8 protein-coding genes and 1 pseudogene are annotated in these 18,266 nt (G+C 48.5%); 8 read left to right on the forward strand and 1 reads right to left on the reverse strand.

Annotation, left to right across the window (positions count from 1 at the left end; genetic code table 11):
• Positions 1 to 55 precede the first annotated feature (55 nt).
• Positions 56 to 835 carry a helix-turn-helix domain-containing protein gene (locus tag ASG81_RS24250; protein ID WP_056640446.1) on the reverse strand — a complete coding sequence of 260 codons (780 nt, stop codon included), beginning with the start codon at positions 833 to 835 and terminating at the stop codon, positions 56 to 58.
• A 121-nt stretch (positions 836 to 956) separates the two neighbouring features.
• Between ASG81_RS24250 and ASG81_RS24255 the strand changes: the two genes are divergently transcribed.
• The 8 genes and pseudogenes from ASG81_RS24255 to ASG81_RS24285 all read left to right on the forward strand — a co-directional run bounded on the left by ASG81_RS24255 (position 957) and on the right by ASG81_RS24285 (position 18,098).
• Positions 957 to 3,338, forward strand: a complete 2,382-nt coding sequence (locus ASG81_RS24255) for an alpha-L-arabinofuranosidase C-terminal domain-containing protein (RefSeq protein WP_056640449.1) — start codon at positions 957 to 959, stop codon at positions 3,336 to 3,338.
• A gap of 1 nt (position 3,339) precedes the next feature.
• Positions 3,340 to 3,474, forward strand: a pseudogene (locus ASG81_RS34195) (alpha-N-arabinofuranosidase); the annotation flags it as partial.
• Between the two features lie 111 nt (positions 3,475 to 3,585).
• A complete protein-coding gene (locus ASG81_RS24260; protein ID WP_235549007.1) occupies positions 3,586 to 4,245 on the forward strand; it encodes a glycoside hydrolase family 43 protein in 660 nt (219 codons plus the stop codon).
• A gap of 254 nt (positions 4,246 to 4,499) precedes the next feature.
• Complete coding sequence (locus ASG81_RS24265) at positions 4,500 to 6,839, forward strand: helix-turn-helix domain-containing protein (RefSeq protein WP_056640452.1); 2,340 nt, start codon at positions 4,500 to 4,502, stop codon at positions 6,837 to 6,839.
• A 229-nt stretch (positions 6,840 to 7,068) separates the two neighbouring features.
• Entirely contained in the window at positions 7,069 to 8,037 is a 969-nt protein-coding gene (locus tag ASG81_RS24270; protein ID WP_056640455.1) for an ABC transporter permease, read from the forward strand.
• Positions 8,038 to 8,077: 40 nt separating this feature from the next.
• The gene (locus ASG81_RS24275; protein ID WP_056640458.1) at positions 8,078 to 8,956 is read left to right on the forward strand and encodes a carbohydrate ABC transporter permease; all 879 of its coding nucleotides are present in this window, start codon (positions 8,078 to 8,080) and stop codon (positions 8,954 to 8,956) included.
• 71 nt (positions 8,957 to 9,027) lie between these two features.
• On the forward strand, positions 9,028 to 10,626 hold the full coding sequence (locus ASG81_RS24280; RefSeq protein ID WP_056640461.1) for an extracellular solute-binding protein: 1,599 nt from the start codon (positions 9,028 to 9,030) through the stop codon (positions 10,624 to 10,626).
• A gap of 293 nt (positions 10,627 to 10,919) precedes the next feature.
• A complete protein-coding gene (locus tag ASG81_RS24285) occupies positions 10,920 to 18,098 on the forward strand; it encodes a LamG-like jellyroll fold domain-containing protein (protein ID WP_056640464.1) in 7,179 nt (2,392 codons plus the stop codon).
• Positions 18,099 to 18,266: the final 168 nt, after the last annotated feature.

Consider the following 18,266-nt stretch of genomic DNA (forward strand, 5'->3'; position numbering starts at 1 on the left):
TCTATGTTTTGGAAAATTCGACCTCGCCTGTAACTCCAGCAGCAGTTGATGTTTTTTATCGTCGAGACCTGAAATGGCTTGGCGTAACGCCCACGAAGCGTTTAAACTGGCGCATAAAGTGGGTGTCGTTCTCGTACCCGCACATCTTCGAAATGGCAGCTATGGATAACGAGCTGTTCTGCAAAAGATACTTGGCATACTCGAGCCTGCCGTTGATCATGTCCGAAACTACTGAACACCCGAACAGTTCCTTATAGATATGCTGAAAATACGACTTGCTCAAATTAACGCGGGAGGCAATCTTTTCTACAGGCAAATGGGTTTGAGGCGAGCTGTAAAGCTCACCCCGCAGCTCGGAGAACTGGCGGAAATACCGGCTCGTTTTATCGGGCAGGGAGGCTCTCTCTATAAGATTGCTAAGCTTCATAAACAGCGTTCTGATATCGGAGTCAATAATCTTGTCGCGCAGCGGTCCACCCAGCTTGCTCATGCCGTGCAGTTCCCGGATGCACCTGGTAATCAGTAGCGGATCTACGGCCTTGATGGGCGTATCGAGGGGAAGATTTATCTCAGAGAGAAATTCCGCAATATCATCGCCGTCGCAGTGAAACCAGTCGTTGATGAACGGCTCCTCCAGTTCCCGGTATAGATGAGGCGTTGCAGGGTGGAACAGGATATAGGAATTTTTCTCCGCCGTGAGCGGCCTTCCGTCCAGAACAATCTCTGAATGGCTTCTAAAAAAGACAAAAGCATAATTCCCCGCCCCTACCGGACGCTCTATTCGGATCCCGTCCCTATGAATAAAGTTAAATCCGCAGTTGATCAGACGTATCATTTCGGTTCTCCTTTTAAAAGCACGATAGGTCAGTTTTTAAATATTATAAATTATTGTTACCTAGTGAACAAGTGCTTACAATTTTAATTAGCAGAAAGAAAGACTAAAGGAGACAAAAGGGATGAAAATGGAAGTGAAGCTGCATGTACACACACAAGAGCGGGGTGCGGAATTAGGCGACTTGTTCGGCATTTTTTTCGAGGATCTGAACCATGCGGTGGACGGAGGGCTTTACGCGGAGCTTGTTCAAAACCGTTCTTTTGAATTCGATCCGATTGATCGTGCGGAATACCATGCCTTGACAGCTTGGGAAAAAATCGAAAAAGGCGGCGGAAAGGCGGAAATCACCGTAGAAGTCAGTCATCCTTTAAACCCGCGCAACCTGCATTACGTCGCCATCGATATTGTATCCGAGGGCGACGGAGTCGGGATTATGAACCTGGGCTTTAACAGCGGCATTCCCGCCAAACAGGGAGAAACCTATCTGTTTTCGGTTTATGCGCGGCGGGATGCCAGCTTTGATGAACCGGTTGTCGTAACGATTGAAGGGACGGACGGCGCCGTTCATGGTGAGGCAACGATCGTGGTGCAATCGTCCGAATGGACAAAATATGAATCGGCAATTACGGCGAACGCCACCGATACCTGCAGCCGTCTTGTGATTGCGACGAAAGGAAAAGGCAAGCTATATCTCGATATGGTGTCCCTTTTTCCGGAACGGACCTTTCGCAACCGGCCAAACGGCCTGCGGGAAGACATTGCCGTAATGATCGCGGATTTAAAACCCAAGTTTATGCGATTTCCGGGCGGCTGTCTGGTGCATGACGGTTCATTGAATCCCGATGACAGAAACTCGATGTACCGCTGGAAAAACACGTTAGGCGATATAGCGCAAAGACCCGCCAGACGGAATAGTTGGAACTACAATCAAACACTCGGTTTGGGTTATTATGAATACTTTCTGTTCTGTGAGGATATTGGCGCCAAACCGATTCCGATCCTGCCGGGCGGAGTTGATCCGCATCATAATCGAATGGTTCCGATTGAGGAGCTGGCTCCCTGGACTCAAGATGCGCTTGATTTGATTGAATTTGCCATTGGCGATCCTTCAACCGAATGGGGGGCCATACGAGCGGAGCTGGGTCATCCTGAGCCGTTTGGATTGGAATATATCGGCATCGGAAACGAAGAAGTTAGAGAGCCGTTTTTCGAACGCTATCCCTTTTTCCATAGAGCAATCAAAGAGAAATACCCGGATATCAAAATCATCAACTCCGCCGGTCCGTTTGCGGCCGGCGGCGAATATGAACGCGGCTGGAAATCCGCAAGAGAAAACAAATCGGATCTTGTGGACGAGCACTACTATCAGTCGCCGGAATGGTTTCTGGCCCATTACCACCGTTACGACGACTTCAAGGCCGATGACCCGAAAGTATTTTTGGGCGAATATGCTTCCATCGGAAACACGTATTATAACGCTCTTGCAGAAGCTGCTTTTATGACAGGCTTGGAAAAAAATGCTCATGCGGTGTCACTGGCCTGCTATGCGCCGATGCTCTGCAATGTCGATTATGTCAATTGGAAGCCGGACTTGATTTGGTACAACAATCATGAAGTATTCGGAACGGCAAACTATTATGTGCAGAAGCTGTTTATGCATCATCAGGGAGATCAGTTGTTAAAAATTGAAGCAACCGAGTCGGAGAAAAAACAGGAACCAACGATGAAGCCGATTAACGGGGCTTTAGCGCTTGGGACAGACCTTTGTTCCATTCGGTTCTGGGATATTCAATTGGTTAACAACGATACCGGAGAAACGAAGGATTTAAACGGAGCGTCTGCTGAGCTTTCAGATACGAAAGAGGATCGCCTAAACGGAACGGCAATACGAACACTGGAGCTGGGAGAAACGAATTGGGAGAACTATACGCTGAGTCTGAAAGCTAAAAAAATCAGCGGGCACAAGGGCTTCAACATTTATTTTGGAAAGTGCGATGATAAAAATCAGCTAATCTGGGAAGTTGGCGGGTGGGCTAATGCGGATTCCAATCTGTGCTCCGGCGTGAATGGCAGAACCTCTTGCCTGACCCAACAAACATTTAGTCTGCAACCCGGCATCGAACACGAATTTACATTAGAAGTATCGGGAAGACAGATCCGTGCCTGGATTAACAACGTACTGTTCCATAACACGGAAGACAAGCTTCCGGTGATCGAACCTCTGTATTATTCTGCAAGCTACGAGCGTTCAACAGGGGATGTCATCGTCAAGGTGATCAATGTGCAGGAGAATAGCGTTAGCGCACAGATTGCTTTGGCGGATTTGCATAAAACGTCTTTGACCGTTGAAGTATACGAGATGTCCGGCCATGCGCCGGATGACGAAAACACGTTTGCGTCGCCTGAGCGGGTGTCGCCGAAGCAAAAGGAATTCAGTACGGAAGACTGCAGTTTTCATTACGATTTTCCCAAACATTCTATTACGGTATTCAGAGTGAAATAAGGAGTGCATTGTCTACCATTCCCGTGACTATAAGGAAATCGTTGGCGATCCGCTTTTCGACCACAATCGCCATGCGCGTGCCAAAGTATTGGATTGGAACGAGGAGGGGTTCCCGGAATTCGGCGAACCCGAGTGAAATGCTGTATGCATAGGAGCTAAGAAAACAGTCGTCATTCGCGGAGTGGCGGCTGTTTCATGCCTGTTATCGATATTGAGAGGAGTCATTCATTCTAATGGAAGCTTATTTATGAGCAAATGCCTTTCCTTATGGGAATCGACCGACCTTGTGAACTGGTCGGAGCAGAGAATGATCGAATTAGGCGATGAGGATTTCGGCTGTCTTTGGGCGCCGGATGTGATTTACGATCCTATCAATAAAGACTACGTCATTCACTGGTCATCACCTCATGCTTCCAATAATTACGGGCATAAAGCCATCTATTATTCCCGAACAAAGGATTTTGAAAGCTATACTAAACCGCAGCTGCTGTACCGCAAGGAAGACAGCGGGGTTATTGATTCTGCCATTTATGAGGAAAACGGCATGTTCTACCGGTTTATAAAAAGTGAGGCAAACCCCATAGGAATTGTACTGCAAAAGGGAGAATCCCTTACCGGTGAATACACAACAAACGAGGTTTTTAATGGGGAAATGGCAAAACTCGGCAATCCCGCCTATGAAGCGCCTACTGCGTATAAGCTGAGCAACGGTAAATGGTGCCTGATGCTGGACTTTTTTGGTATCGAGGGAGAAGGGCAGGGTTATGTTCCTTTTGTAGCAGATGAGATTGATAGTGGACTCTTTATCAGATCGGATGAAAGCTTCAGCTTCCCTTACCGTTTCAAGCACGGAACTGTGCTTTCAATAACAATGGAAGAGTACAACAGGATAAAAAACGGGTATTAACATAAAACGAAGGCTACCGGCAATCCATCGGAAATAATTGGACGGCTTCCTTATATTGGACTTTTTCGGAAACAACGTCGCATGATACAATGGATGTATTCTTATTCTTTACGGTTCAATTCCTCTCTCTAGTATAAGTATCTGAAATGAAGCCTTAGGGATAGTTTCCTTAAGGCTTTTGTTAAATTTAATTTTGAATGCGGTTACAAAATATATATTAATTCTGGATTATATTGCTAAAGAGGGGATAAGCTATGCAAATGATTGTGGATTTTATACGGAAGAAGAATATGCTCTTTAAGCTGATCCTCTCCTATGTGCTTGTCGGTTTTTTGTTTATCGGCGGCTTTTCCTATGTAGTATTGAGCAAGGTTTCTGAAAATATGACCGCAGAAACCATTGAGACGTCTGAAAGCATGATCGGTCAGTCTTATAATATAGCCGATATGCTGCTGAATTCAACCTATAACTACTACTCAAAATTATTTACGAAGAACGATACAATCAATAGCGCTATGTATGGAACGGAATTTACGCTATATGATACGTATAGAATCAATGGCGCTCTGAACGACTTTGCGCAAACCAATCCGCTGGTTTCGTCTATTTATGTTTATAATTCCAAGAAAGGAGTTGTCTTTAACTCCGCTTTGACCTTCAGCACAATAGATAATTTTTTCGATAAAGACATGACTAGTCTGTTGCTGCAAAGCAATTTATATAAGCACGGAATTTTCATCCCGCGGGAAGCGCAATATTCGTACCCCGGCAAAAGCACCGACGATGTAAGTCAGAAATTGATTTCCATCGTCTACGGCAATTTGCATCCCGGCGGCAAATGGGATGGGATGGTCGTTAATATAAATCAAAACGTACTTCAGGAGATGATAACAAAGGGAAACAAGAAATCAACACATAACATCATAATTGCCAATAGTGAAGGGAAGATTATCACTCAACCGGATGGCTTGTTTTTGAGCAAAAGCAATGAAAATCCGACATTCCTGCAGAAGGTGCTGGTTTCTCAAAATAAACAAGGAAAGATGTTTTCCGATATCGACGGCAAGGAATTTTTGATTTCTTACGTGAAATCGGATCGGCTTGGCTGGAGCTTTATCTGTGTGACGGATTACGACAAGCTGCTGAGCAAAGTGAATACGTTGAAAACGTTTATTCTTTGGGTAACGGTAGGCTGTCTTGCGTTGATGGCGATCACCTCTGTTTTATTTACCAGAAGCATTTATGTGCCGATCTATCATTTAATCACAAGGATGAAGAAAACAACGACCGGGCCGAAAGAGCAAACATCGCTCAATGAATTTGATTGGATAAGCAAATCATTTACTAATCTGGAGAAGAAAGTTGACTCGCTGCAAACCGATGTCAACCAATCGCTCCAGGTACGGAAGAGAGACTTTCTTCGTTCGCTTATACAAGGAACAATCGGAAAGGGAGCGGACGCCGGGCTAACGATGGACCAACTTGGCATTGGCTTTGAAAGCGGCAAATTTCTTGTTTGCATTCTAAAGATTGATGGATTTCACGAATTGTCCGAGAAATATGATATGGTTGACATTTCTTTATTAAAGTATGCGATTGAGAATATTAGCAGAGAGATCGTCTCCGTTCATTATAAGATGGAAACGTTGGAAGACGGCAATGATTCTATGGATATGATCTTGAATGTCAGGGGTGAAGAGGAAGCCTATAAACGGGTGGTTGAATCTCTGCTCAAGGACATCCAGAAGAACATAGAGCATTTTTTGAAAATTTCGGTTACCGCATCCATAGGTTCTGTTGTCGAACGGATCGAAGAAGTGAAATATTCCAGACATGCCGCCTATCAGGCTATTCATTACCGTTTGATTTACGGAAGAAACAGCTTGATTTCCTACAGCGACATAAAAACTGCGGAAATGACGGATTATCAATATCCTGCCGTTCTGGAAAAGCAAATCTTGGACAGCTTGAGAGCCGGCGAGATGGAAAGGCTGCAGGAGCTGAGCGCCGAATTTGTCGATGCCATTCATCCGTTTAGCTATGACGAGATGATACTTGCGCTGGTTCAATTACTGGTCATGACGATTCGCACGTCCAAACACTTAGCTGGCAACGAAATCGAAAATGCGCATCTTGAAATTCATACATGCCAACAGCAGCTGCTGCTGCTTGATACGCTGGAACAAATCGAGGCATGGTACGTATCGCTTTGCGCCAAGATCGTTGCAATTCGGGACAAGCAATCCCAAAGCCGAAACAAAAAGATTGTTGAAAAAGTGACAGCATATATCGAAGAGAATTATGCGAATTCCAATCTAAGCGTAGAAATGTTGGCGGAAATGGTTGGCTTAACCGTCAATTATTTTCGGAGCCTGTTCAAAGAGGAAACGGGACAATCCGTTTCCGCCTGTATCGCTGAGCTGCGCTTCATCAAAGCGGAAGAACTGCTGCTCCATACCGATCATCCCGTCAATAAAATCGGTGATCTTGTCGGCATCGACAATACGAAATACTTCTTTACTTTATTTAAAAAACGGTTCGGCAACACACCGGAACGTTATCGGAAAGAGCATAAACTGAACAATATTATGTAAGTATAAAAAGAAATCAGAGGTGCGATACCCGGGATACCGGCGGAATCGCGCCTTTTTCTTTTGCCAAAATCGTGCTTTTCCTTGCTTTTTAGACTTTTTTTCGTTTTTAAACCTGCTAATTCGATATTATTAAACTTTTTATATCAATTTGGGCTGTTCTTTTTAGGCTTGGAAGTGCCATATTGGGAGCAAGAGAAGGACATCAAAATCCGCATGAGGAGGTACAAGCATGGCTAACACAGCTTCAATTTATAAGTTGAATGCCGAATCAAAAGCTGTAAAGAAAAAGTCTTCATTCTTACAAGAGTTTCGCAGAAATCATTTATTGTATCTGCTGATGCTGCCTGGCATTCTTCTGATATTCGTTTTCGCATATTTGCCGATGCTCGGGGTTATCATCGCCTTTCAGGAGTACAGCCCTGTGAAGGGCATACTGGGAAGCGAGTTCGTTGGGCTCAAGAATTTCCGTTTTTTTATGGAAGCCAGCGATGTGTACAAAATAGTGTTCAACACGCTCTTTCTCAACTTATTGTTTATCCTGTGTGGAACGATTGTTGCCGTAGCGCTGGCCATTATGCTGTCGGAGCTCAAGCACAAAAAGTTCAAATCGTTCACCCAAACCATCGTGACGCTGCCTAATTTCCTATCCTGGACGGTAGTTGCGATTGTCGGATCGACCTTCTTAACCGATCAAGGCGTGCTCAATCAAGCGTTGAAAGTTTTCGGAGTAGGACCGCTCTCATTCTACAGCGAACCCGGCTACTGGCCGCTTATTCTCGTCGGCCTCAAGATTTGGCATGGGGCCGGCTTCGGCTCGATCGTTTATTTGGCGGCGATCTCCGGAATTAATCCCGACATCTATGAATCGGCTTCCATTGACGGGGCAAGCAGATGGGACAAAATCCGGCACATTACGCTTCCGCTTTTGAAGCCGACGATTATTCTGCTGCTGCTCTTGGCAATTGGCGGCATCTTTTACGGCGATTTTGGCATGATCTATGCGATCGTAGGCCGGAACGCGCTCCTCTACCCGACGACAGACGTCATTGATACTTATGTTTATCGGGCGCTTATGGAATTAGGCAATGTCAGCATGTCGGCGGCGGTCGGGTTTTTCCAGTCACTCGTCGGGTTCCTGCTCGTTATAACGGTCAACCAGCTGACGCGCAAAATGTCGCCGGAATCGGCGCTATATTAAGGCGCTATATTCATATGAACATATTGGAAGGTGAAGCGAAATGAAAGAAAGTGTCCGGGACAGACTTCTTCTGTCGTTCATGTATGTTGCGATCGCAATCTTTGCCGCCCTGTGCTTGATTCCGTTTTTTACGATGATCAGCGGATCGCTGACTACGGAATTATCGATTAGGAAATACGGTTTCAAGCTTTTTCCTACAGAATTCACGTTGGAAGCTTACAAGCTCTTGTTGAAGGACAGCACGATTTATAAAGCGTATGGCGTGACTATGTTCGTAACGGTTGTCGGGACGGTGCTCGCGATGCTGGTCACCTGCATGATGGCGTATCCGTTGTCTCTTCGTTCGGTAAAATACCGAAATCACGTCAATTTCTACGTGTTCTTTACGATGTTGTTTCATGGCGGACTGGTTACCAGCTACATCCTCATCACCAAATATCTCGGGATGAAAGATTCGATCTGGGTACTGATTATTCCATCGCTGCTTAACCCGTTTAACATGTTTCTATTGCGAAACTTCTTCCAATCGATTGACGAGTCGCTGGCGGAATCGGCCAAAATCGACGGCGCAAACGATATCTATATCATGTTCCGGATCATGCTCCCGGTTTCAATGCCCGCCATTGCGAGCATCAGCCTGTTTTATGCTTTGGCGTTCTGGAACAAATGGTTTGAAGCGCTGCTCTATATTTCGAAGCCTGATCTGTTTCCGCTGCAATATCTCATCAAGCGAATTCTGGACAACGCCGAATTTGGCAAGCTGCTTGCGGCCTCTGCTGGAATTCCTGAATTTGAAATTCCAACGATTACAACGAGGCTGGCCACAACCATAGTAACGATTGGTCCGATTATCTTCCTGTATCCGTTCCTTCAGAAGTATTTCGTGAAAGGTTTGCTTGTCGGGGCGATTAAAGGATGATCTGAGTTTGGCTGAACACGCCTATGGCGGTTTAGTATAGATATGAAACATGAAAAGGGAGGAAAAAAGAAATGAATCTTAAGATCAAAAAATTGGTTGTACCTGCACTGGCACTGTCGGTCTTTATGACAGGCATCTTGTCGGCTTGCAGCAGCAACAAACCCGAAAACAGCCCGGTCCCGACTGCAGCTCCAACCGTAGCGTCGAATAAAACGCCCGACCCGGTATCGCTGAAAATCATGCTTTTCGGTGATAAGTCGCCAGACTTGGACAAGGTGCTGGCCAAATTCGAGGAAACTACCAAGGATACACTGAATACAAAACTCGAATTTGAATACAACCCCGTACCCGATCATAAGCAAAAAGTGCTGTTGAAAATGTCGACGGGCGAACAAGTTGACTTGTTGTTTGACGCGCCATGGCAGCAATTGAACAATAATATCAGTCTGGGTTATTACCAGCAGCTTGACAAATACTTCAATAACGACGAGTACCCTGGACTGAAGAACGCGTTTCCGTCGGAAATTATCGAAGCCAACAAAATCAACGGGCATATCTATACGATTCCGTTTATGACAGCGTATTATGATCCGAATAATATCGGCGTCCGGAAAGTTGTTCGCGAAGAAGTAGGGGCGGCGCCGGTTAAAAACCTGGATGATTTGAAGGCCTATTATGAAAAAGTATTGGAGAAGAAACCTGGTTATGTACCACTCGCATTAGGCGGCGGGCGCGGATTCTTTAAAATGTTTGTTCCCGAGGAGAAGGGACACAACGATATTCGATTGGCATCGATTCTGCAAGACTCGTTTACCGGCGGAATACCGTTTAGCGTGGCACTGTCGCCCGATGGGAAGAAGGTCATCGGCGCCGCGACGCTGGGGGACCCGAACACCGAATTCGCGAAATTCCCGACTCCGTTCAATACGCATGATTCCATCTATGGACATTTCGGGACGAGAGTGGAGTGGAAAAAATATACCAATAAGGATCCTCTGTCAGGCGCTGCGGTACAAGCTCTCGATCCATTGAAAAATGGTTCCGGGGAAGGCGTTCTTTCAGGTGTGACAAGAGGAAAAAACGATATTAAGGCGCTAGTACCGAATGACGACATGGAAATGTTCCTGTATCAAAGCCAAGACATTCGGGATATGAAGCCGGGAGCGCTCCGGACCGATTACCGCTCGAACAACAGCGTGGTGATTCCCACTAGTTCCCAAAATGCGGATCGCACGATGAAGTTCTTGGATTGGCTCTTCAGCAGCAAAGAAAACCACGATTTGTTCGAGCTTGGCATCGAAGGCGAGCATTGGATCAAAGATGGAGACAACGGCTACAAGACGACTACCTGGAATCCGTTGCTCTCCCGAGTGAATACGGCCCAGGATGAGGAAACCTTGAAATACATTGCTTACACAAAGGATGAAAGCAGCTACTATCAAATTCCGTTGTCCGGATTTATTTTCGATACGAAACCGGTCGCGACGGAAATCGGCAAAATTACGCCGGTATTGCAGCCGGCTTCGGATATCCTCATGAACGGCCTGGAGCCGAAATGGCAGGATTTCGCTCAGAAATTAAACAAAGATATGCGCAATTTGGGACTTGAGAATATTCGTGCGGAAGTCATCAAGCAGGTTCAAGCTTATCTGGACGCAGGAGGCAAATAATCCTTCTGAAGTAATCAAAGCCGGCGCCAGGCAAAATCCACTTTGTCTAACGCCGGCTTTTTTTCATGATTGGAATCGATGGAATAAAGGAGAAACAGATGATGAGTCATTTAGTTGTATATGATGCTCCGAGGAGGAAGTACAAATGAGGATTACGAAAGCGCATGATTTCCATGATTTCCTAATACAAGCTGTGAAACTGAAAGGGAGGTGAAGTTACATAAGCAGTGATTTGAAAACGCTTTATCGGTGAACGCCGAGAATCTATTTATTTTAAGGAGGACAAAAGTTAAATGAAAAGTTGCTTCAAGTACATATTCAAACAAATAAGGAAAACGTCGAAACAAGCCGGGCGGGTTGTGGTTATTTCCCTGATTGCAGCATTGATTTTGCAGGCGGTCGGACCGATGCCAGGCACTTTGGTGCGTGCGGCAGAGGAGTCATCCGCCAACGGTTATCTGGATAAAATCATTTTCGGCAGCGCGGCGTCCGAGCAAGAACACCGGTTCACAGGGGATTTTACGAGCGCCGTCACGGGTCTATTCGGCGAGCTTGCCCGGGTTTCGAATCCGCGGGTTCCGCTCGAAGGACAAAACGGAGACTTGACATTCACGATGAAAGTTGATCCCTACTTGCGCAACTATTTAACCGTGAAATTTTCGGGAGAAGAAAGTTCTTCAGGCTACACCAGCATGATCAACATTAACGGCGAGCAGGTAGGTTATATCTCGTACGGCGACTATGAAGCCATTAACAAGGGATATACTTTGCCGAACCGCTTTATCTACAACACGATCATGCTTCCGCTCGAATCAACGGCAGGGAAAGAAACGGTCGAGATTACGATCAAGACGTTTAATCCGAGGGGCAATTTGACCATCGCCTCAAGAGGCTATTTTAATGCCTACACCCACACGCAACCCTATATTAATGTAGATGGGGAGAAGCAGGGTAATAAATTCAAACCGGATCAGAATCCGGATACGATGCTGACACCGGATTTGACGGATGCGGAGAAGCAGGCGAAAATCGACGGCTACACGCAAGGCAATATCAGCCTGTTTAACAATTTTTCGGCTAAAGTGGATGCCAATACGGGCGGCAAGCTTTCGATCGTCCGTTATCAGGATGAGTTGAAATTTTACGCGAACGCTTTGAAATACAGCTGGTCTCCGGCGAAGACGCCGGAAGAGAAAAAGGCGGCGCTTCAGCGCATTTTCAAAACGATCGACAACCATGTCAAGGATTATTATGGTAATACGAGACTTGTGCTGCGGGGCGGACACCAGGGCGACTGGGGCGGCTACTACGGCGCTCTCGGGGAAGCGCTGTACATCGTCGAGAACCTGATGAAAGACGACTCCGTCTATGGGGAAGCAGCGTGGAGCGCGTTCCTGGATCAGCCGTTCGTCACCGGAACCGCTGCAGGTGAGTTCTCCTTGGCGAGTACGGACTGGAACGGCGGCGAGCTGACGCGCCGTGAAGCGTGGGAGCGGGTTCTGAAAGCAAATTTCGACTTTGCACGCGCACGGCTTTCTTATATTTATAACCAGGTGCTGTATACTTACGAAGGTGCATGGGAGGCTCACGAAGGGCTTCGCATTATCGGTTCACCGTACTTTGAAGGCAAAGAGCGAAGCCATCAAATCCTGCTTGAGGCATTGGGGATAAAGCCATTCCTCGGTGAAGAAGTGCTGGTCGGTCCAAACGGCGAAGAATTGGATCTGTATCATTCCCTGTTCTATCATAATGGGACGGCGGTCTTTACGAACGATTTCATCCGCGTCGTCGGCAAGGGGCTTGCCAAGAGCAAGCTGGACGCGGAAGGCAAGATTGTCAGACGGCTGCCTTACGGCAAGCATTTCACCGGTCTGACGGAGGCAGGGCTCACAAGGGAAAATGGCTATGTCGCCAACTATGGAGAGGCAGCAAACTATGTTCTGAATTATTACTATAAAACGCTCGGCCACACCGGAGACGAGGAAATGAATGACGAAATCCTGAAGGCGGCATTGAAAAATATACACGCCCGCGGATTTGTCCGTTATTCGTCTTTGGATGGCAACGGAAAAAGAGTGATGAGAACGGAACAAGTCACGGATGAGCGAAACCCGAGTCTCATCGGTTTCCCTGCATATGGCGCGAGAGTGGGCCTTGGAATGGGGATGCAGTATGCGTCCCTGGAATTGGCGATGGCCCAAAACGAGCAAAGATACAGCGGTCCCGAGTGGGACGCGTACTGGAAGTATGCGAAAGAAGCGGTTGGTTTCGTGCAGCAGCAGCTTGCGGATCGCCAGCTCTTGCATGTTGACGACTTCGGGAGTAGAGGAACAAACAGTTCACCGAATTACCTGCTGGCGGAAACCTACAAATATGTCACGGCCGATCGGGCCAATTACAGTCGGTTTGGCGGAAATGCGATGGCAGGGGTTGTCCTTCCGCAAACGGATTTCGACTACTACAAGCCGGAGGAAATTGCCGCCCTCGGCGTCAATCAAGGCGACTATCAGCAGTTTGCGTGGGCGGACATCGACAATTTATACCTATCGGTAAAAGATGGCGATTTGAGGATTTTCGGCGCGCTGAATTACCGCAATCGCGGTACGACAAGCAACGGGCGTCTTCATGTGCTGAAAGACAACTACGACCATATCGTTCAGATCGCAACCAATAACATTTTCCGGTATGAAGACTACTACTTGCGAGCAGACGCCATCGACTGGGACTTTCAGTCTTCCACGGCGAACAATTGGAGCGGGGCGCCGCAGGCTCTGGTCGGCGAGGCTGCACCGGCTTCTTATCAGCCGGGCGTCGGCAGGGTGAACCGCGACAACTTTGAAGCGGACAATCCTTATTCCGGTTATCCGGAATTGCAGACGTCAAGGTACGGCAAATATTTCATGATTTTCAATACGACTCGCGATGAATACGGCAACAAACAGACGTTCGACGTGGAACTGCCGGCCGGCTTTACAGGAAGCGCGGTGCTCGACCTTGTGTCGGGGACGAACGTTCCGGTCGTTAACGGCAAAGTGACCATTGCGCCAAAAACCGCGATGGTGCTGAAATTAACATCGGATATGGAGCTTGCTCCGAAACCTTTCCACGTTGATTTTGTCAATGCGCTTGCAGGCAACGGTTATGTCGGCATCTCCTGGAAAACGACATCCGGCGGGCAATCCTACACCATTAAACGTTCGGAATCGGAGAACGGCGAATACGAGACCATCTCAAGCGGGGTAACGGGCAACTATTACAAGGACACGGCGGCCCAGAATGGCAAAGTGTATTATTACAAAGTCGCTGCCGTGAACGTGAACGGTGCGGGCTGGGATTCGTATCGTGCAAAAGTTGATTTGACGATGCCGGTATCCGGACAAACGGACACGGCATGGCGCGACGATCCGTTAGGGACCACATCAGGTACCGCGTTAATCGACGGGTCATCCATCACGATCGACTCTGTGGGCGGGACAGGCCTCGGCCAAGGCGACGATTCCAATATCTACAAACGGGATATCAATGACTCGCTTCATTTTGTCAGCCAGGCGGCAGCCGGCAGCAGCTCGATCAGAGCGAAGCTGGGCAGCGTATCTGGAGAAGCAAGCGGCATTATGATGCGTGACCGGCTCACTGAAGACAAAGCCCGCTACATTTATTTCGGCGTGGACCAAAACGGCAACCTCGTGTTGCAAAACCGTACGCGGGTCTCGTTCCATCAATGGTCGAATGAGGCTGTAAGTCCGCTAAATGCGAAAATTAAAGGCTACACCGCGGTGGAGTATCCGTATGTCAAACTGATGCGTGACCATGACTCGCAGACGGTGTACGCTTTCGTATCCAAGGACGGAACGAATTGGACCTATGTGACGAAAATGATCACCCTGCTGCCTTATGCTTATTACACCGGCGTCGTCGCTTCCGACCAGGCGCAGTTCAGCGAGGTCACGATGACGGAGACACCGCAAGGCAGCGTCACTCCGTTTGTTGCCAAAGTACAGGACCAAGCGACGCTGTACTGGAATAAACCGAAACAAGCGTCCTGGTTCAATCTGTACCGTACTACGGATTTGGCAGCAGGCCAAACCGATCCGGAATTGAAGCCGGGTACGACACAGCCGGTAGACGGTTCGCCTTGGACGCTCGTTCTTGCGGGGACGAGAGCAACTTCCTTCCAGGAAACGAACCTGCGTTACGGTAGCGTTTACTACAAGATTTTGCCGATTCACGAAGACGGATCGGCGCAGCCGTTCTATGCCGCATCTGTATCTGCGGATCCGATTGAAGTCGTGATGCAGGAGGCAGAGAGCTTGCCGGCTTCGGCTTATACGAAGGCCAGCTTCTACCTGTTCCATCAAGAGCTTGACCGCATCAAGGCGGAAATGCTGAAGCCGGATGCCGACGAGGCGGCGCTGATTAACAAAATCTACGATTCCCGGAATCAACTCGTTCCGTATACAACATCGCTTTATTCGTTTGAAGGGAATGCGGGTAATGCATTCGGCTCGTCCGACGGCACCCTCACCGGAACGCCTGCTTATTCGGCCGGAAAGATCGGCCAGGCGGTCGAACTGAACGGCACGGACAGCTATGTCACGCTTCCCCGGACACATAACTTGTCCACTGCCGATGAAATCACAATTGCAACCTGGGTGAACTGGAATGGAAACAGCCAGTGGCAGCGCCTTTTCGACTGGAGCAACAACAGTAATCAATATATGTTCCTGACACCGAAAACGGGCACGAATACGATGCGTTTCGCGATCAAAAACGGCACCGAACAATTTGTGGAAACCTCGCAGCTTCCTGCAGGTCAATGGGTGCATGTTGCGGTAACGCTGGGCAGCGGTACGGCGAAGATGTACGTGAACGGCGAACTGAAGGCTCAGAATAATAAGCTCACGATCAAACCGAGCGACTTCAAGCCAGGCAACAACTATATCGGCAAAAGCCAATTTCCTGATCCGTTGTTTAGCGGCAAGATTGACGAATTCCGCGTTTATACTTCCGTCTTGAGCGCTGACGAGATCAAAGCGATTTATACGAAAACATCGGCATGGTTTGATAACAGCTTGCTCACGCTTTTGCTGGATGAAGCTGCCGCGGCTGTTGCCGAACATTACACAGCCGAAAGTTATGATGCCATGCAAACGGCGGCTGCGAATGCGAAAACGGTTGCCGCAAGTGCCGTTGCGACTCAGCAGGATGTGAATGCGGCTTCAGCCGACCTGCTCACGGCGCTGAAAGGACTGCAATATATTCCCGGATTACCGGTGCTTGATCCTATTGGCAACAAATCCGTCTTGGCAGGCGAACGGCTTACTTTTACGGTAAACGCCTCGAATGCCTCTGAGATCGTATACGGAGCAACCGGCCTGCCTGCCGGAGCGGCGTTCGACGCGGATACCCGCACATTCGACTGGACGCCGGGCAAAGAACAAGGCGGCGTCTATACCGTAACGTTTACCGTAAAATCCGGCGAATTGTCGACTTCCCGCACGGTCAAGATTACGGTCAAAGGACAGCCGGTTATCGGTACGGACACGACGGTGGAGGCTGTGGCAAAGCAGTTGTTCACCTATCAGGTAACCGCTTCCGATCCGAGCGGAGCGCCGCTCGTTTACAAAGCTTCGAATATGCCTTCCGGCGCGTCATTCGACTTCGCGAAAGGTGTCTTTACCTGGATTCCAACCCAAGCGGATTATGGCAGCCACCCGGTAACGTTTACAGTCAGTAACGGAAGCTTTGCGGTCAGCCAGACGGTGGACTTCAAGGTGAAGCTTCATATCCTTCCGGCTGAAGACTATACGAAGGGCAGCTACTACCTCTATCTCAAGGAAGCGTCGCGGATCGAGGCGGAGATCGCGAAGCCGGAAGCCGATAAGGCGCAGCTTGCAGCTGAGCTTGACCAAGCAGAAAAGCTGCTCGTTCCCGTCCCTCTCTCGCTCTACGCGTTTGAAGGAAATGCGAACAATTCGTTCGGGTCGTCCGCATCCGGCTCAGCCGTATTCGGAACCCCGGCTTACACGGCTGGAAAGAATGGCCAAGCCATCGATCTTGACGGCACGGACAACTATGTTAAACTGCCTGCGACGCATGCTCTGGCGGGTTTCAACGAGATCACCTTGGCGACTTGGGTGTATTGGAAGGGCGGCAACGCGTGGCAGCGAATCTTTGACTTTGGCAACGACACCAATCAAAACATGTTCCTGACGCCAAGATCAGGCAGCGATACGCTGCGCTTCGCGATCAAGAATGGAGGCAGCGAACAGGTCACGCAAACCGCGCAGCTGCCTGCGAATCAATGGGTGCACGTGGCGGTGACGCTCGGTGCGAATAAGGCGGATCTGTATGTGAACGGCGAGCTCAAGGCGACGAACAGCAATACGACAATCAAAGTGAGCGATTTCAAACCGAAAAATAACTACATCGGCAAAAGCCAATGGCCGGATCCGCTGCTGAACGGTATGGTCGACGAATTCCGTGTCTACAACTATGTCCTGAGCGCGGAAGAGATCAAGGCCGCCATGAACAATACGGCCAAGGTCTGGATTGACAACACGTTGATTCCGGTTCTGCTGGAAGAAGCTGCGAAGATCAATACCGAGCTCTACAAAGAGGAAAGCGTACAAGCGCTTCAGGCGGAAGTATCGAAAGCGCAAGCGGTCTACAGCAATGCAGGTGCGACACAAGCCGACATCGATGCGGCATCAGCGAGTTTGTTTGCGGCGCTCAAAGGGCTGCAGTGGAAGGATGTAATGGCGTCCGTAGATCCTGCGGCTCCAAACGGCAAGAACGGCTGGTATACGTCCCCTGTAACGGTGACACTGTCTCCTGCGGCAATCGCGGAATACAGTCTGGACGGCGGAGTCACCTGGGCTGTGTATAACGAGTCTGTCACCATTGACAAAGAGGGAACGCATCAGGTGCTGTACCGCCGTTCCGTTGAACCGGGAGAAGTGCAAAAGCTGGAGATCAAGATCGACCGCAGCAAACCCGTGGTTCAGATAACGGGCGGGACGTCGTACACGATCGACCAAACGGTGACCATTACATGCGTCGCCACCGATGTCGTATCGAGCGTATACGGTACGCCGTGCGGGAAACCGCTGGTTCAAGCGAAAGCGTACACGCTGCCTGCGGGTCAGAACACGGTATCGGTTACGGCAGAGGATATGGCGGGCCATCAAACAACGGTTACCCACACCTTTACGGTGACGGTCACGTTTGATAGCTTGAAGAACGTGACGAACGGCTTCCTGAAGACAACAGGCACCAAAGCGTGGGAAACGGTAGCCGCCTCGTACAATCAGAAGCTCGATCAGGCGAAAGCTGCAGCTGCGAGCGGCAAAATCGACGCGGCGAGGAGCATGATGGCCGACTATATCAAGCTAGTGACGGATCATACAGGCAAATACTTCACGAAGGAACAAGCGGACATCCTGATCCGATGGGCTAAAATCGTAATCTAACTGAATTTTAACAGATTGAGTGAAGGCCGACGAAGTACCGTCAGAGTACCCTATAAATCTAACGCAGGCAATAACTAACAAACATCAGGAATAAGGGAGGAAGGTTTATTTTTGCCTTCCTCTCGCTTTTAATCTAGCCTTCGAGAAAAAACGATGAGTATCAATAAA

The organism is Paenibacillus sp. Soil522, assembly GCF_001428245.1.
Lineage (GTDB): Bacteria > Bacillota > Bacilli > Paenibacillales > Paenibacillaceae > Pristimantibacillus.